Raw genomic sequence first — 19,624 nt, 5'->3', positions numbered from 1 at the left:
GCCGTCGCTCGCGGTCGGTCTGCATCTCGTCCTCGCGGACGGCCCGGCCACGCTGCCCGCGCATGAGATTCCCGCGCTCGTCGGCCCCGACGGGCGGTTCGGCGATGCGATGGCGAAGGACGGCTGTCGCTTCTTTTTCCTGCCGCACGTGCGGGCGCAGCTGCGCCGCGAGATTCGCGCGCAGTTCGATGCGTTCGCGGCGAGCGGGCTGCCGCTCGACCACGTGAACGCGCACAAGCATTTCCACCTGCATCCGACCGTGCTGTCGATGATCATCGAGATCGGCCGCGACTACGGGCTGCGTGCGGTGCGGCTGCCTTACGAGACGAGCGCGCCCGCGCTGCTCAAGCCGTGGATCGCGCTCGTGCGCGCGCGGCTCGACCGCGCGGGGCTCGCGCACAACGACTACGTGGTCGGGATCGAGCATACGGGTGCGATGGACGAAACCGTGCTGCTCGATGCGCTGGCCACGCTGCCGCCGGGTGTCGGCGAGATCTACTGCCATCCGGCCGAGGCCGGTGACGGCCCGATCACGCCGACGATGGCCGGCTATCGTCCGGTGGACGAACTCGATGCGCTGCTGTCGCCGCGCGTCGCGGCCGCGCTGAAAGCTGCGGGTGTCGCGACCGGCGGTTTTGCCGACGTGTTCGGCCAGCCCGCGGCACGGCGCGGCGCGCAGGCGTCGCGCGCACCGGGAGCGCAGCCGTCATGACCAAGTGGATCAAATGGCTCGGCTGGCCGCTCGGCATCGGCATCCTGCTCGCGCTGGGGCTGCACGAGGGCATCGGCGACGTGTCGCAGATGCTCGCGCGCGCCGGTTACGCGCTGCTGTGGCTCGTGCCGTTCCATGCGCTGCCGCTGCTGCTCGACGCGTACGCGTGGCACCTGCTGCTCGACAAGCGCTCGTCGCTGCCGTTCCTGTGGTGGATCGCGACCGTCCGCGAAGCGGTGAACCGGCTGCTGCCGGTGGTCGGGATCGGCGGCGAGCTGGTCGGCATCCGGCTCGCGCGCTGGCAGGTGCCCGACGCGAGTCGCGTGACGGCGTCGGTGATCGTCGAGGTGCTCGTGACGATCGTCGTCCAGTATGCGTTCGCGGCGCTCGGCCTCGTGCTGCTGCTCGCGACGACGGACAACATGGGCGGCGGCACGATCGGCCTTGCGCTGTTGCTCACGCTGCCGCTGCCGGTGCTCGGCGTCGTGCTGATGCGTCGCGGCGGCATCTTCCATGCGATCGAGCGTTTCGCGGGCCGCCTGCTCGGCGATTCGCACCGGCTGCTGCAGGGCGTCGACGGCAAGCGGCTCGATGCCGACATCGATGGGCTGATGTCGCGCACGGGCCTGCTGTTCAGCGCGTTCTTCTGGCAGCTGGCCGGCTACATGCTCGGCGCGCTCGAGATCTACTGGGCGCTCGCGCTGCTCGGCCATCCGGTGTCGATCGGCGGCGCGATCGCGATCGAGGCGATGACGCAGGCCGTGCGCCATGCGGCGTTCATGGTGCCGGGCGGCCTCGGCGTGCAGGAGGCGACCGTCGTGCTGCTCGCGCAGATGTTCGGCGTCGACCGCGAGACGGCGCTGTCGCTCGCGCTGGTCAAACGCGGCCGCGAGGTGCTGTTCGGTTGCCTGGCGCTCGGTTCGTGGCAACTGGCCGAACTCGTGCGCACGCGCCGCCGCATCGGTGCGCCGCCGGCCGTGCCGCGCGCGCCGGAAGCAACGAGCCGCGTGGCCGAGACTGAAACCGAAACGATGCATTGATTACGAGACGGGCCGCGCGCCCGTCTCGCGCTTTTGGCGTCGCACGGGTATCCTTGCCGCGTGTTTTCTCGACGTGCATTTCTTCCGATGAATTTCCGTTTCCGGCTGCTTCCCGTCACGATGCTGGCCGCCGCGCTGGCACTGACCGGCTGCGACGACAAGCAAGGCAACCTCGACGTGCAACGTATCAGGGACTTCTTCAACGCGATCAAGCCCGCGCCGCTGCTGCTGAAGGGGCTGAAGGTCGGCGAATCGACCGAGGCCGACGTGCGCGGCACGATGGGCAAGCCGGAGACCGAGCGCGACTTCACCGACGGCTCGAAGCGGCTCGAATACCCGCGCGGCCCGATGGGCAACCAGACGTGGTTCGTCGATCTTGATCCGAACGGCCGCTACACGGGCGCGACGCAGGTGCTGACCGCCGAGAATTTCGCGAAGGTGCGCCCGGGCATGAACGAGGACGAGGTGCGGCGCCTGCTCGGCAAGCCCGGTGACATCGCGCAGTATCCGCTCAAGCCCGAGATCGTCTGGAGCTGGCGCTGGCTCGAGGACGGCGTCAACACCGACGCGTTCTTCAACGTCCATTTCGGCCCGGACGGGCTTGTCTATACGACTTCGCGCTCCGACATCCTGAAGGGGCGGTAAGCGCAGCCGCAGCCGTCTTCGGCGCTATATCGAAAAAGCGACCGGAAAATTGCAAAAAGTCCGCTTCCTTGCCGGTTATCCGGTTGTCAGGGAGCGGCTTTTTTCCTTTTGAAACAGCGGCGTAGGCCGTAGTTGCAAATGATGGGACGGATTGTTGCGGCGCAGCAATCGCGTGCAAGGTGGTTTGAGGCAATCAATTTCGCTTGCGACTATCCGCGTCAGCCCGGCGCGGGACAGGCATACGCGTCGGCATCCATTCCAACTCTGGAGACGCGCGTGTTCCTTTACGGCTTTGGTCCTGTCCTCTGGGCCGGCACCGTGCAGACCATCGAGCTGTCGGTGCTGTCGCTCGCCGCTGCGGTGGCGCTGGGGCTGATCGGCGCGGTGGCGAAGCTGTCGCACAACCGGGTGCTGCGAGCGATCGCGACCGGTTATACGACGCTGATCCGCTCGGTGCCCGATCTCGTCCTGATGCTGCTGCTGTTCTACAGCATCCAGATCTGGCTGAACCAGTTCACCGACTTCGTCGGCTGGGACCAGATCGACATCGACCCGTTCGTGGCCGGCGTGCTGACGCTCGACTTCATCTACGGCGCGTACTTCACCGAGACGTTCCGCGGTGCGTTCCTGTCGGTGCCGCGCGGCCAGCTCGAAGCCGGGGCGGCTTACGGGATGAGCGGCGCACGCGTGTTCGCGCGGATCATGTTTCCGCAGATGATGCGCTTTGCGCTGCCCGGGATCGGGAACAACTGGCAGGTGCTCGTGAAGGCCACCGCGCTGGTGTCGATCATCGGCCTTGCGGACGTCGTGAAGGCCGCGCAGGACGCCGGCAAGAGCACGTTCAACATGTTCTTCTTCATCCTCGTCGCGGCGCTGATCTATCTCGCGATCACGACCGTTTCCAACCTCGTGCTGATCCAGCTCGAGAAGCGTTATTCCATGGGCGTGCGGCACGCAGATCTATGATCGAGATTCTCCAGGAATTCGGCCAGGCGTTCCTTTACTGGGACGGCCAGCGCCTCTCCGGCCTCGCGGTGACGCTGTGGCTGCTCGTCGCGTCGATTTCGCTCGGCTTCGTGTGCGCGGTGCCGCTCGCGGTGGCGCGCGTGTCGAAGAACAAGTGGGTGTCGACGCCGGTGCGGTTCTACACGTACGTGTTCCGCGGCACGCCGCTCTACGTGCAGTTGCTGCTGCTGTACACGGGCATGTACAGCCTCGAGTTCGTGCGTTCGCACTCGCTGCTCGACGCGTTCTTCCGCAGCGGCTTCAATTGCGCGATTCTCGCGTTCGCGCTGAACACCTGCGCGTACACCACCGAGATCTTCGCGGGTGCGATCCGTGCGATTCCGCACGGCGAGGTCGAGGCTGCGCGTGCGTACGGGATGTCGCCGTTCACGATGTATCGCCGCGTGATCCTGCCGTCGGCGCTGCGTCGCGCGCTGCCGCTGTACAGCAATGAGGTGATCCTGATGCTGCACGCGACGACCGTCGCGTTCACGGCGACCGTGCCGGACATCCTGAAGGTCGCGCGCGATGCGAATTCCGCGACCTACATGGCGTTCCAGTCGTTCGGGATCGCCGCGCTGATCTATCTTGCGGTATCGTTCGCACTCGTCGCGGCGTTTCGCCGCGCGGAGCGCCACTGGCTTGCGTATCTCGCGGCCGCCCGTCATTGAATCACTTCGAGGAGAGCCAGTTGGCCGAGATCACTCAAACGAGCGCTGCCGCTTCCACCAAGCTTGCCGCGGTCGACATTCACAAGCGCTACGGTGACAACGAAGTGCTCAAGGGCGTATCGCTGAACGCGAAAGCCGGCGACGTCATCAGCATCATCGGCGCGAGCGGCTCGGGCAAGAGCACGTTCCTGCGCTGCATCAATTTTCTCGAGCGGCCGAATGCGGGGCAGATCGTCGTCGACGGCGAGACCGTGCGCACGAAGACCGACCGCGCCGGTGCGCTCGAAGTTGCCGATCACAAGCAGTTGCAGCGCATTCGCACGAAGCTCGCGATGGTGTTCCAGCACTTCAACCTCTGGGCGCACATGAACGTGCTCGAGAACGTGATGGAAGCGCCGCTGCACGTGCTTGGCGTTTCGAAGAAGGAAGCCGAGGAGCGTGCGCGCGAGTATCTCGAGAAGGTCGGCTTGCCGCCGCGCGTCGAGAAGCAGTATCCGTCGCATCTGTCGGGTGGCCAGCAGCAGCGCGTGGCGATTGCACGCGCGCTGGCGATGCATCCGGACGTGATGTTGTTCGACGAGCCGACGTCGGCACTCGACCCGGAGCTGGTGGGCGAAGTGCTGAAGGTGATGCAGAAGCTGGCCGAGGAAGGCCGCACGATGATCGTCGTCACGCACGAGATGGGTTTCGCTCGCAACGTGTCGAACCACGTGATGTTCCTGCATCAGGGGCGGACCGAGGAAGAGGGCGATCCGAAGGAAGTGCTGGTACGCCCGCAGAGCGAGCGGCTGAAGCAGTTCCTGTCGGGCAGTCTCAAGTAACGCGACAAGGCAGGTTTCAACCGTGGTACCGGTGTCTCGTCCCGCAGGCGCCACCCGCACGACGCAGGTGGCGATCGTTGCATTGCCGCCCGTGTCGATGTCGGGCGTGGGTCCGATCGTCGATGCGCTGAACCTCGCGAACGAGATCGACGGGCGGCTGCTGTATCGCTGGCAGGTGTGTTCGTGGGACGGGCGGCCGGTGCCGCTCGCCGGCGGCGCGCAGTGGCATGCCGATGCCGCGTTCAACGATGCGATTGCGTGTGACTGGGTCATCGTCGTGTCGGAGCGGTTTCAGCAGTTTGCCGACTACCGGTTGTTTCTCGCGAGTCTCGCGAGGGTGGGGCAGCGGACGCCGATCGTCACCGGCATTCACCACGGCGTGTGGTGGCTCGCGATGGCCGGGCAGCTTTCCGGGTATCGCGTGAGCGTGAACTGGGAGACTTATCAGCAGTTCGCCGAACAGTTCGAGCGGTCGATCGTCACGCAGCAGATCTTCGAGATCGATCGCGATCGAGCCACCTGTGCCGGTGGGCAGGCTACTGTTGACTTCATGCTGGCCATGATTGGCCGGGAACATGGGCCGGATCTCGCGGAGAGGATCGCCGATGCGCTCGGCGCCGGGACGCTGCGGAGTGGCGAGGAACGCCAACGGATTCCGTTTGTTACCGCGCCCGGTGAGCGACATCCTCGGTTGAATGATGCTCTGCTGTTGATGGAAGCCAATGTCGAAGATCCGTTGACCACCGATGAGATCGCCGAGCTCGTTGGCGTTTCACGCCGGCAACTGGAGCGGCTCTTTCGACAGTATCTCGGGGCGATGCCCTCCAAGTATTACCTCAATCTTCGGTTGCTAAAGGCAAGGACTCAGTTGCAGCGGACCAGCAAGTCGGTTGTTCAAGTCAGTCTCGCTTGCGGGTTCTCTTCTGCTGCGCACTTTTCTAACGCTTACCGCGAACGGTTTGGCGTGACGCCTCGGGAGGATCGGAGAGCGTGGCTCGAGAAGCAGACCGGTGGAGGCGGCGAGCCTCGTGGGGGCGCGCTTGTCGAGCGCGGTGCGAAGGATTGATTTCGTTTTTTGTGGTTCGCTTTTGTTTTTCGTGAAGCACCTGTGGTCTTGTCGGTCTATTAGTGTCGCCCCTGCGCGGGGCGGCGGTTACTTTTCTTTGTCTTGCCAAAGAAAAGTAACCAAAAGAAAGGCGCTCGGATAACACATGACTTCCCGGTGCCGTGGCACTCGGAGTGGACCGCGCCTAAGTGTCCGCGCCAGTCGCGAACACGAAGTGGTTCGAGCAATGGTTCCGACACCTCCCACTACCCCACAAAGCGGTATACCGCCCGCTAGCTCCATCCTCGCTTCGCTCGGCCGCAAGGTACTTCACGGCGCATTGCTTGCGCTCGCATGCCTCTACCTACAATTCAGCAGCAGGCCAAGCGCCCCCTTTTCTCACATTATTCGTACCTATCGGACTGCTTGCCATCGGTGAGTCTTTGATAACGTCGAGAGCAAGAGAGCAAGAGAGCAAGAGAGCAAGAGAGCAAGAGAGCAAGAGAGCACATGAGTGCGAGAGTGCGAGAGTGCGAGAGTGCGAGAGTGCGAGAGTGCGAGAGTGCGTGCTGCGTCCCTTTTTCTTTGCGGATGAGGGCAGGACTGGATTCGCGGGATTCGGGGAGTTCGCCTGTGATTGCGGGAGCTGATTGATCGCAAGCGTTACTGGAGGGGGTGTCCCTGTCGGCCGAGCGAAGCGAGGGCGGAGCTAGCGGGCGGTATACCGCTCTGTTGGGTGGTGGAGGGTGTCAGAACCATTGCTCGAACCACTCCGTGTTCGTGACTGGCGCGGACACTTAGGTGCGATCCACTCCGAGCACTACGGCACCGGGAGGTCATGCGTTATCCGAGCGCCTTTCTTTTGGTTACTTTTCTTTGGCAAGACAAAGAAAAGTAACCGCCGCCCCGCGCAGGGGCGACGCTAATAGACCGACAAGACCACAGGTGCTTCACGCCAAACAAGAGCACACCACCCAAAAAGCCTCAAAATACCGCCACCAAAGCCCACAAGCCCCCGCCCGGAAGGGCAAAAACAAAGCGCACTATCCGCTTCCGATAGAACCCGTCGCAATTCCGCAAGACGCTTGCGTCACCCTTACCTAAACTTGATCCTGTTGAACCCTCTTACGAAACCGAAAGGAACGACCATGACGACCTCGACCGTGAACCGCCAGACATTCGATGAAGTGATGGTGCCGGTATTTTCCCCCGCGCCGTTCGTGCCGGATCGCGCAGAGGGCTCCCGCGTGTGGGACACGGCCGGCCGCGAATACATCGATTTCGCGTGCGGCATCGCCGTGACGTCGCTCGGCCACGGCCACCCGGAACTGCTGAAAGTCCTGGACGAACAAAGCCGCAAGCTCTGGCACATCGGCAACGGCTACACGAACGAGCCGGTGCTGCGCCTCGCGAAGCGCCTCGAATCGCTGACCTTCGCCGACCGCGCATTCTTCGCGAACTCGGGCGCGGAAGCGAACGAAGCCGCACTGAAGCTTGCGCGCCGCGTCGCGTTCGATCGCCACGGCGCCGATAAAGCCGAAATCATCTCGTTCGTGCAGTCGTTCCACGGCCGCACGTTCTTCACGGTCAGCGTCGGCGGCCAGCCGAAGTACTCGGAAGGCTTCGGCCCCGTGCCGGCCGGCATCAAGCACCTGCCGTACAACGACATCGAAGCCGCGAAGGCCGCGATCGGCCCGCAAACCTGCGCCGTGATCGTCGAGCCGGTGCAGGGCGAAGGCGGCGTGATCCCGGCCGATCCGGCCTTCCTGAAGGCGCTGCGCGAAGCGTGCGACGCACACGGCGCGCTGCTGATTTTCGACGAAGTGCAAACGGGCGTCGGTCGCACGGGCCAGTTCTACGCTTACATGGATACCGGCGTCACGCCGGACATCCTGACGACCGCCAAGGCACTCGGCAACGGCTTCCCGATCGGCGCGATGCTGACGACGAACGAACTGGCCGCGCACTTCAAGGTCGGCGTGCACGGCACGACGTACGGCGGCAACCCGCTCGCATCGGCCATCGCCGACAAGGTCGTCGAACTGATCGGCGACCCGGCACTGCTCGAAGGCGTGCGCGAACGCAGCGTGCGCCTGAAAGGCGCGCTCGAGCGCATCAACGCGCGCTTCGGCATCTTCAAGGACGTGCGCGGCAAGGGCCTGCTCGTCGGCGCCGAACTCACCGCCGCATTCGACGGCCGCGCGAAGGACTTCGTCACCGCAGCAGCAGAAAACGGCCTGATCATGCTGATCGCCGGCCCGAACGTGCTGCGCTTCGTGCCGTCGCTGGTGATCCCGTTCGACCTGCTCGACGAAGGCATGAAGCGCTTCGAGAAGGCAGTCGAACAAGTGCTCGCCGCCCAGGAAGCCACCGCGCGCTGATCGGCGCACCCATCGCAGACAGGAACGACGATGCTATTTGTTCGCCCCGGCAAACTCACGGATCTCGATGCGCTCGCGCACATGGCGCGCACCGCGCAGCCGGTCCTGCACTCGCTGCCGCACGACCGCGCGGCGCTCGAAGCGCGCGTGGCGCTCTCCGAGGATTCGTTTCGCGCGGACGTCGACTTCGCCGGCGAGGAGTTCTACCTCTTCGTGCTCGAGGATTCGACGACCGGCAAGCTGCTCGGCACGGCGAGCATCGTGGCCGCGGCCGGCTACTCGGAACCGTTCTACGCGTTCCGCAACGACGCATTGATCCACGCGTCGCGCGAGCTGCACGTGAACCGCAAGATCCACGCGCTCACGATGTCGCACGAGCTGACCGGCAAGAGCCGGCTGGCGGGCTTCTACGTCGATCCGTCGCTGCGCGGCGACGCGGCCGCGCACCTGATTTCGCGTGCGCGGATGATGTACATCGCCGCAAACCGCCGCCGCTTCACGCCGGAAGTGTTCACGCTGCTGCTCGGCGTGAGCGACGGCAACGGCGCCTCGCCGTTCTGGGAAGCGGTGGGCCGCAAGTTCTTCGGCCGCGACTTCACCGACGTCGACATCGCGTCGGGCGGCCGCAGCCGCACCTTCATCGCGGAAGTGATGCCGGCCTATCCGCTCTACGTGCCGCTGCTGCCGGAAGCCGCGCAGCGCGTGCTCGGCGAGCCGAACGAATCGGCGCTGCTCGCGTACGACATCCATCTCGAGGAAGGCTTCGAACCCGACCGCTTCGTCGACATCTTCGACGCGGGCCCGGTGCTGACCGCGCAGGTCGACCGCACCGCGTGCGTGAAGCACGGCGCCGAGCGCATCGTGCGCGAGGCCGCACACCAGCAGGGCGATGTGGCCTACATGGTGTCGACGGGCAGCGGCGAATCGTTCCGCTGCGTGCTGGCCGACCTGCCGGGCGATGCGGGTGACGCGCCGCTGGCCGGCGACGTGCGCGCGGCGCTCGACGTGAAGGACGGCGATGTCGTGCGCTGCGTGCCGCTGCACCGCCGCGACGATGAAGATTTGAAGGGAGACGCAGCATGATCGTCGTTCGGGTCGTACAAACGGGCGACGTCGATTCGCTCGTGTCGCTCGCGAAGGAAACCGGGCCGGGCCTGACCACGTTCAAGCCCGACCGCGACGCGCTCGCCGCGCGCATCGAGCGCACGCGCCGCACGCTCGCGGGCGAGGCGGCGGCCGGCGAGGCCGGCTATTTCTTCGTGATGGAAGAATCGAAGACGGGCGACATCGCGGGCGTGTGCGGGATCGAGACGCAGGTCGGCCTCGAACAACCGTTCTACAACTATCGCGTGAGTACGGTCGTGCACGCGAGCCAGGAGCTCGGTGTGTGGACACGGATGTCCGCGCTGAACATCTCGCACGACCTGACCGGCTATGCGGAAGTGTGCTCGCTGTTCCTGAGCCCGCGCTATCGCACGGGCGGCGTGGGCGGCCTGCTGTCGCGCTCGCGCTTCATGTTCATCGCACAGTTCCGCGAGCGCTTTCCGGAACGCATCTGCGCGGAATTGCGCGGCCATTTCGACGACGACGGCACGTCGCCGTTCTGGCGCGCCGTCGGTTCGCACTTCTACCAGATCGATTTCAACGCGGCCGACTATCTGAGCTCGCACGGCCGCAAGTCGTTCCTCGCGGAACTGATGCCGCGCTACCCGGTGTACGTCGACCTGCTGCCGCAAGACGCGCAGGACGCGGTCGGCCTTACGCACCGCGACACGCTGCCGGCCCGCAAGATGCTCGAGGCGGAAGGGCTGCGTTACCAGAATCACGTCGACATCTTCGACGCGGGCCCCGTGCTCGAATGCCACGTCAACGACCTGCGCACGGTGCGCGAAAGCGTCGTCGTGCCGGTCGCGATCGGCGTGCCGGACGCGAGCGAAAATGCACCGAAGTCGCTCGTGTCGAACACGTCGCTCACCGACTTCCGCGTCGGCGTCGCGCCGGGCGTGGTCGCGAACGGCTCGTTCGTGCTGTCGGCCGACGATGCCGTCGCGCTCGACGTGAAGGCCGGCGATCCGGTGCGCGTGCTGCCGCTCAAAGTCAAACAGGGATAAACGAATCATGACGGAACTCTTCATCGACGGCGCCTGGGTCGCAGGCTCGGGCCCCGTGTTCGCTTCGCGCAACCCCGGCACCGACGAGATCGCATGGCAGGGTGAAAGCGCGTCGGCGGCGGACGTCGATCGCGCGGTCGCGAGCGCGCGCCGCGCTTTCGCCGGCTGGTCGGCGCTCGACTTCGAATCGCGCTGCGCGATCGTCAAGCGTTTCGCCGCGTTGCTCACCGAACGCAAGGAAGCCATCGCAGCCGCGATCGGCCGCGAGACGGGCAAGCCGCTGTGGGAAGCGCGCACCGAAGTCGCGTCGATGGCCGCGAAGGTCGGCATTTCGATCCAGGCCTACCAGGAACGCACCGGCGAGAAGCGCCAGGACATGGCTGACGGTGTCGCGGTGCTGCGTCACCGTCCGCACGGCGTCGTCGCGGTGTTCGGCCCGTACAACTTCCCCGGCCACTTGCCGAACGGCCACATCGTGCCCGCGCTGATCGCCGGCAATGCGGTCGTGTTCAAGCCGTCGGAGCTCGCACCGGGCGTCGCGCGCGCGACGGTCGAAGTGTGGAAGGAAGCAGGCCTGCCGGACGGCGTGCTGAACCTCGTGCAGGGCGAGAAGGACACGGGCATCGCGCTCGCGAACCATCGGCAGATCGACGGGCTGTTCTTCACCGGCAGCTCGGACACCGGCACGCTGCTGCACAAGCAGTTCGGCGGCCGCCCGGAAATCGTTCTCGCGCTCGAGATGGGCGGCAACAACCCGCTCGTGATCGGCGAAGTCGAGGATATCGACGCGGCCGTCCATCACACGATCCAGTCGGCGTTCCTGTCGGCCGGCCAGCGCTGCACGTGCGCGCGCCGCATCTTCGTGCCGCAGGGTGCGTTCGGCGACCGCTTCCTCGCGCGCTTCGCCGACGTCACGTCGAAGATCACGGCCGACGTGTTCGACGCCGATCCGCAGCCGTTCATGGGTGCGGTGATCTCGGCGCGTGCCGCGGCGAAGCTCGTCGACGCGCAGTCGCGCCTGATCGAGCAGGGCGCGAAGCCGATCATCGCGATGACGCAGCGCGATCCGCGCCTCGGCTTCGTGAACGCGGCGATCGTCGACGTGACGGGTGTCGCGAACCTGCCGGACGAAGAACACTTCGGCCCGCTCGCGCAGATCGTCCGCTACGCGACGTTCGACGACGCGATCGAGCGCGCGAACGACACGGCGTTCGGCCTGTCCGCCGGCCTGCTGGCCGACGATGCGAAGGCATGGGAACACTTCCGCCGCACGATTCGCGCGGGGATCGTCAACTGGAACCGGCCGACCAACGGCGCATCGTCCGCCGCGCCGTTCGGCGGCGCCGGCCGCTCGGGCAACCACCGTCCGAGCGCGTACTACGCGGCCGACTATTGCGCGTATCCGATGGCGTCGGTGGAAAGCACGCAACTGACCTTGCCCGCGAGCCTGTCGCCGGGCCTGCATTTCTGATCGAGGGAACGACGATGAACGCACAAGAAGCCAATTTCGACGGGCTCGTCGGCCCGACCCACAACTACGCCGGGCTGTCGTTCGGCAACGTGGCGTCGCTCAACAACGAAAAGTCGGCCGCGAATCCGAAGGCCGCCGCGAAGCAGGGGCTGCGCAAGATGAAGCAGCTCGCGGATCTCGGCTTCGCGCAAGGCGTGCTGCCGCCGCAGGAGCGGCCGTCGCTGCGCTTGCTGCGCGAGCTCGGCTTCTCGGGCAAGGACGCGGACGTGATCGCGAAGGCCGCGAAACAGGCGCCCGAACTGCTCGCCGCGGCGAGCTCGGCATCGGCGATGTGGACCGCGAACGCGGCCACCGTCAGCCCGTCGGCCGACACGAGCGATGGTCGCGTGCACTTCACGCCGGCGAACCTGTGCAGCAAGCTGCATCGCGCGATCGAGCACGAAGCGACGCGCCGCACGCTGTCGACGCTGTTCGCCGATCCCGCGCATTTCGCGGTGCACGAAGCGCTGACCGGCACGCCGGCACTCGGCGACGAAGGCGCGGCGAACCACACGCGCTTCTGCGCCGAATACGGCAAGCCGGGCATCGAGTTCTTCGTGTACGGCCGCGCGGAATACCGCCGCGGCCCCGAGCCGAAGCGATTCCCGGCGCGCCAGACCTTCGAGGCGAGCCGCGCGGTCGCGCATCGCCACGGCCTTGCCGAAGAAGCGACGGTCTATGCGCAGCAGGATCCGGACGTGATCGACGCGGGTGTGTTCCACAACGACGTGATCTCGGTCGGTAACCGCGACACGCTGTTCACGCACGAGCGCGCGTTCGTCAACAAGCAGGCGATCTACGACACGCTGACCGCTGCGCTCGACGCACGCGGTGCGCGCCTGAACGTGATCGAGGTGCCCGACGCAGCCGTGAGCGTGAACGACGCGGTGACGTCGTATCTGTTCAACAGCCAGCTGCTGTCGCGCGCGGACGGCTCGCAGGTGCTCGTCGTGCCGCAGGAATGCCGCGAGAACGGCAACGTCGCGGCCTATCTCGACGAGCTTGCCGCCGGCAACGGCCCGATTCACGACGTGCTCGTGTTCGACCTGCGCGAAAGCATGAAGAACGGCGGCGGCCCTGCCTGCCTGCGCCTGCGCGTGGTGTTGAACGAAGCGGAACGCGCGGCCGTCACGTCGAACGTGTGGATCAACGACATGTTGTTCGCGTCGCTCGACACGTGGATCGACCGGCACTATCGCGATCGCCTCGCACCGGAAGACCTCGCCGACCCGGCGCTGCTCGATGAATCGCGCACGGCGCTCGACGAGCTCACGCAGATCCTGCGCGTCGGTTCGCTGTATGACTTCCAGCGTTGATTCACGCATGGCCAACGCGCTGCTCGACGACTTCCTCGCGTTCACGCTGACCGGCAGCGCACCGTCCGCCACGGACGGCGCCTGCGCCGCCGGCGCCGTGCGCTGGCAATGGCTCGGCGACGGGCTGCTCGCGCTGGAACCGGCCGAGGCCGCCGATACGGCGCGCGCGAGCGTGCTCGTGTCGGCCGGCGTGCACGGCGACGAGACGGCGCCGATCGAGCTGTTGTCGATGCTCGTGCGCGATCTTGCATCGGGGGCGCTGCCGCTCGCGTGCCGGCTGCTCGTCGTGCTCGGCAACGTGCCGGCGATGCGCGCCGGCGAACGCTATCTCGACGACGACCTGAACCGCCTGTTCAGCGGCCGCCACGCGCAGGTGCCCGCCAGCCGTGAAGCGCCGCGTGCCACGCAGCTCGAAGCCGCTGCTGCCGCGTTTTTCGCGGCCGCGCCGGCCGGCGCCGCGCGCTGGCACATCGACATGCATACGGCGATCCGCGCGTCGGTGTTCGAGCAGTTCGCGCTGCTGCCGCACACGGGCATGCCGCCGACGCGCACGATGTTCGAATGGCTCGGCGACGCGCAGATCGCGGCCGTGCTGCTGCATACCGCGAAGGGCAACACGTACTCGCATTTCACGGCCGAGCATTGCGGCGCGCTCGCATGCACGCTGGAACTCGGCAAGGTGCGCCCGTTCGGCCAGAACGACCTGACGCGCTTCGCGCCGGCCGACCGCGCGGTGCGCAAGCTCGTGTCGGGTGCAGCTTGTGAGGCCGACGTTCCGTTGCCGCGCGTCTTCACGGTGATCGACCAGATCACGAAGCAGAGCGACGCGCTCGAACTGTTCGTGGCGGCCGACGTCGCGAACTTCACCGCGTTCGCACGCGGCACGGTGCTCGCGCAGGACGGCGACTACCGCTACACGGTGACGCATGACGAGGAGCGCATCGTGTTCCCGAATCCGTCGGTGAAGCCGGGTTTGCGTGCGGGCTTGCTCGTCATCGACACGACCCGCGAGACGGTCGCGGCGCTCGTCTGACATTGATCGATTGCGCGCGGCCGTGGCGATCCGCGGCCCGCGCATCGTCCGGCAACCATTCCATTTTCGAGATGAAGCCTGCACGCCGCGCAGACGGCCCGCGGGTCGCGCTTGCGTATTTGCGACATCGTCTTGCAAGTTCGACGGGCAGCCCGGCTGACGTCGATGCACGCAGTGCAGCATCACGTACCGGCGGCTGCTTTGCCATATCGGGCCGCGCGGATTGGTACAATCGCGGCCTTGCGGCTGTTGCGCCGCATCACGGCGCGGCGGCAGCATTGCCGTGGTCATCCGACCCTGCAATGATGCATGCGCCCGTAGTTCCGGAACATTCGAGTATCGAGGAGAACACCTGATGAAGTTGGATTGGCGTAAAGTGGCCGCGCATGCGGTGGTGGCGGCATCGGCCGTGGCGGCAGGCAGCGCGATGGCAGCGGATCTGAAAGAGATCCGTTTCGGCGTCGAAGCCTCGTACGCGCCGTTCGAATACAAGACGCCCGACGGCAAGCTGACCGGCTTCGACATCGACATCGGCAACGCGGTGTGCGCGAAGCTGAAGACGAAGTGCGTGTGGGTCGAGAACGACTTCGACGGCCTGATCCCGGCGCTGCAGGCGCGCAAGTTCGACGCGATCAACTCGGACATGACGATCACCGACCAGCGCAAGCACGCGATCGCGTTCACCGACGCGATCTACACGATCCCGAACCAGCTGATCGCGAAGCAGGGCAGCGGCCTGCTGCCGACCCCGCAATCGCTGAAGGGCAAGCGCGTCGGCGTGCTGCAGGGCACGATCCAGGAAGCGTACGCGAAGAAGAAGTGGGCGCCGGCAGGCGTCGAAGTCGTGCCGTACCAGACGCAGGACCTGGCCTACGCCGACCTGAAGTCGGGCCGTCTCGACGCGACGTTCCAGGACGCGGAAGCCGGTTCGAAGGGCTTCCTGACGAAGCCGCAAGGCCAGGGCTTCGCGTTCGCGGGCGGTACCGTGAGCGACGCCGAGATCCTCGGCTCGGGCGTCGGCTTCGGCCTGCGCAAGAACGACGCGGCGCTGAAGACCGCGCTCGATCAGGCGCTGAAGGAACTGAAGGCCGACGGCACGATCGACAACCTCGCGAAGAAGTACTTCAGCGTGCCCGTGACGCTCAAGTAAGCGTTGCGTTCGATCGCACGATGCAAGCTGACCGGCCGCTGATGCGGCCGGTTTGTTTTTGGGGGCGGGAAATGACGGGAAACGGCGCGGCAGCGGCCGGCGGTCGCGTCAGGCCGGAAAGAACCGGCCCAGTTCGCGAGCGAGCTCGTTGAGCACGGCCATCTCCTGCTGCGTGATCTTGCGCGCGGGCTGAGCACCGGCCCAGTCGCCGTACAGCAGCGCGACGGTCGTCGTGCCGACGCGCACGGGCAGCAGCACGAACGCGCGCGTGTCGTCGAATGCGTCGAGGTACCACGCGGGCAGGCGCTTGAGCATCTTCGGCTCCTGCGCCTGCTCGATGAAGATGCCGACCGAGTTCGAGATCGCGAGATGAAACACGTCCGGCTCGAAGCGCTCGTCGAAGCGCAGCCGGTCGAGCGTCGTATCGACGCCGGGGCCGAAGCCGAGGCGCGCGGCGAACATGCCGTCGTCGTGGCGCACGAACATCACGGTGCGCGTGAACGCAAGGCCGGCCAGCAGGCTTTCCGACGCGAGTGCGAGCACCGGCGTCAGCACGTGCTCGGACGGCAGCGCGCGCAGGTCCGCGAGGCCGGCTTCGAGGCATGCCTCGGGCTCGGCCTGCGCACGCGCGATCGCATCGGCGTTCGCGCGCAGCTCGACGATCTCGCGCATCACGGTGTCGCTCGCTTCCTCGCGCGCGAGCCGCTCGGCGATCTCGACGAGCGCGTCGGATTCCATGTCGAGTTCCGCGCCGTAGTGCTGCGCGAGCGCCGCGATGCGCGCATCGCGCTGCGGGCTCGCGGGCATCACGAGCGCGCCCGCGACATCGGTCGAGCAGCGGCTGATCGCGCGCAGCCAGCGGACGCGGGCGGCCGGGCCGTCATCGGACGCATGGCCCGCATCGTGGTCGTCGTCATCGTTGCCGAACGCGTCGGCGTGGACCACGTGGTCGTGGTCGGCCATCCCCGCGCGGATCACGTCGGGCAAGCGCCAGCGCGCGGCCGCCTCGAGCCCGATCTCGTCGAAGCCGACGCCGAGCACATCGATGCAGGCGGCTGCTTCGTCGCCGTTCAGTTCGGCCGCGCGGCGGCGGATCCGGTCCCATTCGCTGTCGAGATAGCAGACCACGAGCAGCTTGCCGACCTGGCGCATCAGCGTGCAGACGACGGCTTCCTCGCCCGCGCGCAGCTCGGCGCGCTCGGTGAGCTTGCGCGCGACGCAGCCGGACAGCAGCGCGCGGTTCAGTTCGAGCTTCGCGTCGATGCGCCGCGGCGTACTGTGGTGGAAATGGTCGACGAGCTTGAGCCCGACGACCAGGTGGCCGACGGCATCCATGCCGAGCACCATCAGGGCGCGGGTCACGGTCGTGATGTTGCCGCCGAACGCCATGTACATCGCGGAGTTCGCGAGCCGCAGCACTTTCTGCGTGAGCGCGAAGTCCGACAGCACGACGCGCACGAGCGCGGTGAAGTCGAGGTCGTCGTTCTTCATCGCGGCCATCGTCGCGCGCAGCGATTCCGACAGCAGCGGGAAATCGCCCCGTTCGTTCATCCGGGCCCACAGCTTGTCGAGCAATGCGGTGCGGGGCAGGTGTTCGGTGATTGACATACGGATCTGTCCGGTTCGCCGCGCGCGTCAGGCGGCGGCGTGCAGGTGCAGTTGCTGCGCCTCGAAGCGCCGCGCGAGCTCCTCGGACGGCAGCGCCTGGCAGACGAGCCAGCCCTGGATATGGTTGCAGCCCATCTCGGTCAGCAATTCGCGCTGCGCCTCGGTCTCGACGCCTTCCGCGACGAGCTCGAGATCGAGCGTCTGCGCGAGGCCGACCACCGCCGACACGATCGCGCGGTCGTTGCGCGAGGTCAGCAGGTTCTCGACGAAACTGCGGTCGATCTTCAGCTTCGCGAGCGGGAAGCGCTGCAGGTATGCAAGGCTTGAATAGCCGGTGCCGAAATCGTCGATCGCGAAACGGATGCCGAGATCGGTCAGCTCCTCGAGCAGCCCCTTCGCCTGCGCCGGATCGTGCATCAGCAGGCTTTCGGTGATCTCGAGCACGATGCGGCGCGGGTCGATGCCCGTCAGCGTGATCGCCTCGCGCACGCTCTGCGTGAAGCGCGGGTCGCGGAACTGCTGCGGCGACACGTTGACCGCCACGTACTGCAGCGCGAGCCCCTGGCGGTCCCAGGCGACGAGCTGCATGCACGCGGCCTTGAGCACCCAGTTGCCGAGATAGTTGATCAGGCCGATCGATTCGGCGAGCGGAATGAAAGTCGCCGGCGGCACGAGGCCGTGCACCGGATGGCGCCAGCGGATCAGCGCCTCGACGCCGACTACCGCGCCCGACTGGCTGCGCGTGATCGGCTGGAAATGGAGCGAAAACTCGCCGTTGCGCACGCCGTCGTACAGGTCGGCTTCGAGCTTCAGCCGTTCGGCGTCGGCCGGATCGTCGACAGGCGCGTGGAAGGCGAGCGCATTGCCGCCCGACGCCTTCGCCTGCGCGAGCGCGTGGTCGGCGCGGCGCAGCAGCGGGCTGTGGTGCTGCGCGCGATGCGGCGCCGAGCGTTCGTCAGGGTAGAGCGCGATGCCGATGCTCGCGGACAGGTGCACGGTCTGCCCCTGGTACACGTAGGGCTCGCGCACCGCGGCCTGCAGCCGGCGCGCGAGTGCGTCCGCCGCATTGCTGGCCTGCGTGCGGTCCGGTGCGCCGAGCACGACCGCGAACTTGTCGCTCGCGACGCGCGCGAGCTGCTCGTTCGGCGTGACGAGCGCCTTCAGCCGCTGCGCGGTTTCGCGCAGCAGCGTGTCCCCCGCGTCGTAGCCGAGCGCGCGGTTGATCCGCTGGTAGTCGTCGAGGTCGAGCAGCAGCAGCGCCGCGCAGCTGCCTTCCCCGTCGGCGGCCTGCTGCGCGCGCATCAGCGCGGGCACGAGCGCGGACAGGTTGTCGAGCCCCGTCATCGGGTCGTGGTGCATTTCGTAGGTGAGACGCGCCTCGAGCGCGCGCCACGACGACACGTCGAACGCCGCGATCGCGAACCCGTCGACCCCGTGGTGGCGGCTCTTGAACGCGCGGATCTCGACGTCCAGCGGGTAGGTGAGCGACTTGACGATGCACATCGTCGCCTTCTCGACCTGGCCGGAACGCGCAGCGCGTGCAAGCAGGCCTTCGAGCGCCGCGGTATCCTGTTCGGCGATCAGGTCGCGCAGCGTCAGCGTGTGCAGGTAGTCGCGGTGGTAGCCGATGAAGCGCAGGCTCGCGTCGGACACGTACAGAAAGCGCAGCTCGCGGTCGACATGGGCGAGGAAATCCACCGTGCCGACCGTCTGTTCCAGCCAGTTGCGCACGGAGTCGTCGCGTCGCGGCGCGCCGGCGCGCGCGGGCATCAGCGCGCCGCCCGACCAGGCGAAGCGGCGCAGCGTATGCAAGGCGCTGCGCCAGGAGCCCTTGCGTGACGTCTGTTTCCTGTTGGCTTCCATGTTTCTCGCTGACGTGAAGGGCTGGAACCGGTTGTCCGGAAGGAATAACGGCAGACTGTGCGGAATCTTTAACGGACCGGCCGCGGATGGCATGGCCGCTGGACCGGATCGGTCACGCAGATGTTCGGCAGGCGAACTTCGGCGGGGCCTACATCGAGGCTGACTTTATAAGAAATGAGGACGCAGATGAAGCGAAAACTGTTGCTGGGCGCCGCCGTGGCGGCGCTGGTGGCCGGCCATGCGCTGATGGCGCAGGCGGAATTGAAGCCGGGTGCCGCGGCGCCCGATTTCACGACGCAGGCGTCGCTGGGCGGCAAGACTTACACGTACTCGCTCGCGGACGCGCTGAAGCAGGGGCCGGTGGTGCTGTATTTCTACCCGGCCGCGTTCACGAAGGGTTGCACGATCGAGGCGCACGCGTTCGCGGACGCGGTCGACCGTTACAAGGCTTACGGCGCGACGGTGATCGGCGTATCGGCTGACAAGATCGACACGCTGACGAAGTTCTCGGTGAGCGAGTGCCGGAGCAAGTTCCCGGTCGCGGCCGATCCGGACGCGAAGATCATCCGGGAATACGACGCGAAGCTGCCGGCGATCGACAAGGCGAACCGCGTGTCCTACGTGATTTCGCCGGAAGGGAAGGTTCTCTACGAATACACGAGCATGTCGCCCGACAAGCACGTCGAGAACACGCTCGCCGCCGTGAAGGCGTG

17 protein-coding genes are annotated in these 19,624 nt (G+C 66.6%); 15 read left to right on the top strand and 2 right to left on the bottom strand.

Annotated elements, in window-relative coordinates; all coding sequences use genetic code 11:
* The 14 genes from hpnK to G3N93_RS15085 all read left to right on the top strand — a co-directional run.
* A partial coding sequence (hpnK, locus tag G3N93_RS15150) for a hopanoid biosynthesis-associated protein HpnK (protein WP_206133387.1) occupies window positions 1–712 on the top strand: 712 nt, incomplete at its 5' end.
* The gene (locus G3N93_RS15145) at window positions 709–1,752 is read left to right on the top strand and encodes a lysylphosphatidylglycerol synthase domain-containing protein (RefSeq protein ID WP_174935105.1); all 1,044 of its coding nucleotides are present in this window, start codon (window positions 709–711) and stop codon (window positions 1,750–1,752) included. The genes hpnK and G3N93_RS15145, both read left to right, overlap by 4 nt.
* Window positions 1,753–1,839: 87 nt before the next feature.
* On the top strand, window positions 1,840–2,397 hold the full coding sequence (locus tag G3N93_RS15140) for a hypothetical protein (RefSeq protein ID WP_174944365.1): 558 nt from the start codon (window positions 1,840–1,842) through the stop codon (window positions 2,395–2,397).
* A gap of 276 nt (window positions 2,398–2,673) precedes the next feature.
* Window positions 2,674–3,363, top strand: coding sequence for an ABC transporter permease (locus G3N93_RS15135; RefSeq protein WP_206133386.1), 690 nt, complete (start codon window positions 2,674–2,676; stop codon window positions 3,361–3,363).
* Window positions 3,360–4,073, top strand: a complete 714-nt coding sequence (locus G3N93_RS15130) for an ABC transporter permease (protein WP_011351456.1) — start codon at window positions 3,360–3,362, stop codon at window positions 4,071–4,073. Before G3N93_RS15135 ends, G3N93_RS15130 begins: the two co-directional genes overlap by 4 nt.
* 20 nt (window positions 4,074–4,093) lie before the next feature.
* Complete coding sequence (locus G3N93_RS15125; RefSeq protein WP_174935097.1) at window positions 4,094–4,894, top strand: ABC transporter ATP-binding protein; 801 nt, start codon at window positions 4,094–4,096, stop codon at window positions 4,892–4,894.
* A gap of 22 nt (window positions 4,895–4,916) precedes the next feature.
* Window positions 4,917–5,960, top strand: a complete 1,044-nt coding sequence (locus tag G3N93_RS15120; RefSeq protein ID WP_069247521.1) for a GlxA family transcriptional regulator — start codon at window positions 4,917–4,919, stop codon at window positions 5,958–5,960.
* A gap of 1,127 nt (window positions 5,961–7,087) precedes the next feature.
* Window positions 7,088–8,320 (top strand): aspartate aminotransferase family protein, encoded by a 1,233-nt coding sequence (locus tag G3N93_RS15115; protein WP_043182068.1) that lies wholly within the window; start codon window positions 7,088–7,090, stop codon window positions 8,318–8,320.
* A 30-nt stretch (window positions 8,321–8,350) separates the two neighbouring features.
* Entirely contained in the window at window positions 8,351–9,403 is a 1,053-nt protein-coding gene (gene aruF, locus G3N93_RS15110; protein WP_174935095.1) for an arginine/ornithine succinyltransferase subunit alpha, read from the top strand.
* Window positions 9,400–10,431, top strand: coding sequence for an arginine N-succinyltransferase (gene astA, locus G3N93_RS15105; RefSeq protein WP_174935093.1), 1,032 nt, complete (start codon window positions 9,400–9,402; stop codon window positions 10,429–10,431). The genes aruF and astA overlap by 4 nt, the downstream gene beginning before the upstream one ends.
* Window positions 10,432–10,438: 7 nt before the next feature.
* On the top strand, window positions 10,439–11,902 hold the full coding sequence (gene astD, locus G3N93_RS15100; protein ID WP_206133385.1) for a succinylglutamate-semialdehyde dehydrogenase: 1,464 nt from the start codon (window positions 10,439–10,441) through the stop codon (window positions 11,900–11,902).
* 14 nt (window positions 11,903–11,916) lie between these two features.
* Entirely contained in the window at window positions 11,917–13,257 is a 1,341-nt protein-coding gene (astB, locus tag G3N93_RS15095; protein WP_206133384.1) for an N-succinylarginine dihydrolase, read from the top strand.
* Entirely contained in the window at window positions 13,241–14,290 is a 1,050-nt protein-coding gene (astE, locus tag G3N93_RS15090; protein ID WP_206133383.1) for a succinylglutamate desuccinylase, read from the top strand. The genes astB and astE overlap by 17 nt, the downstream gene beginning before the upstream one ends.
* 355 nt (window positions 14,291–14,645) lie before the next feature.
* Window positions 14,646–15,440, top strand: coding sequence for an ABC transporter substrate-binding protein (locus tag G3N93_RS15085; RefSeq protein ID WP_043182082.1), 795 nt, complete (start codon window positions 14,646–14,648; stop codon window positions 15,438–15,440).
* Between the two features lie 108 nt (window positions 15,441–15,548).
* Here the strand turns inward: G3N93_RS15085 and G3N93_RS15080 are convergent, their stop codons facing one another.
* Window positions 15,549–17,048, bottom strand: coding sequence for an HDOD domain-containing protein (locus G3N93_RS15080; RefSeq protein ID WP_174935085.1), 1,500 nt, complete (start codon window positions 17,046–17,048; stop codon window positions 15,549–15,551).
* Between the two features lie 27 nt (window positions 17,049–17,075).
* Window positions 17,076–18,818, bottom strand: coding sequence for a bifunctional diguanylate cyclase/phosphodiesterase (gene cdpA, locus G3N93_RS15075; protein WP_206133388.1), 1,743 nt, complete (start codon window positions 18,816–18,818; stop codon window positions 17,076–17,078).
* Between the two features lie 279 nt (window positions 18,819–19,097).
* Here cdpA and G3N93_RS15070 point away from each other — a divergent pair.
* On the top strand, window positions 19,098–19,624 hold a 527-nt coding region (locus G3N93_RS15070; protein ID WP_206133382.1), incomplete at its 3' end, for a peroxiredoxin.

The sequence above is a fragment of the Burkholderia sp. Se-20378 genome, from assembly GCF_017104665.1.
Lineage (GTDB): Bacteria > Pseudomonadota > Gammaproteobacteria > Burkholderiales > Burkholderiaceae > Burkholderia > Burkholderia lata.
The sequence above is the reverse complement of the archived record's forward strand: the minus strand, read 5'-3'. Positions and strand labels throughout refer to the sequence as shown.

What these genes read in the sequence shown, in the direction of transcription:
- astD (WP_206133385.1), top strand. Translation starts at nt 10,439, where the DNA reads ATGACGGAACTCTTCATCGACGGCGCCTGGGTCGCAGGCTCGGGCCCC.
- G3N93_RS15145 (WP_174935105.1), top strand. Translation starts at nt 709, where the DNA reads ATGACCAAGTGGATCAAATGGCTCGGCTGGCCGCTCGGCATCGGCATC.
- cdpA (WP_206133388.1), bottom strand. Translation starts at nt 18,818, where the DNA reads ATGCCCGCGCGCGCCGGCGCGCCGCGACGCGACGACTCCGTGCGCAAC.
- G3N93_RS15085 (WP_043182082.1), top strand. Translation starts at nt 14,646, where the DNA reads ATGAAGTTGGATTGGCGTAAAGTGGCCGCGCATGCGGTGGTGGCGGCA.
- G3N93_RS15115 (WP_043182068.1), top strand. Translation starts at nt 7,088, where the DNA reads ATGACGACCTCGACCGTGAACCGCCAGACATTCGATGAAGTGATGGTG.
- astE (WP_206133383.1), top strand. Translation starts at nt 13,241, where the DNA reads ATGACTTCCAGCGTTGATTCACGCATGGCCAACGCGCTGCTCGACGAC.
- G3N93_RS15080 (WP_174935085.1), bottom strand. Translation starts at nt 17,048, where the DNA reads ATGTCAATCACCGAACACCTGCCCCGCACCGCATTGCTCGACAAGCTG.
- aruF (WP_174935095.1), top strand. Translation starts at nt 8,351, where the DNA reads ATGCTATTTGTTCGCCCCGGCAAACTCACGGATCTCGATGCGCTCGCG.
- astB (WP_206133384.1), top strand. Translation starts at nt 11,917, where the DNA reads ATGAACGCACAAGAAGCCAATTTCGACGGGCTCGTCGGCCCGACCCAC.
- G3N93_RS15130 (WP_011351456.1), top strand. Translation starts at nt 3,360, where the DNA reads ATGATCGAGATTCTCCAGGAATTCGGCCAGGCGTTCCTTTACTGGGAC.
- G3N93_RS15140 (WP_174944365.1), top strand. Translation starts at nt 1,840, where the DNA reads ATGAATTTCCGTTTCCGGCTGCTTCCCGTCACGATGCTGGCCGCCGCG.
- astA (WP_174935093.1), top strand. Translation starts at nt 9,400, where the DNA reads ATGATCGTCGTTCGGGTCGTACAAACGGGCGACGTCGATTCGCTCGTG.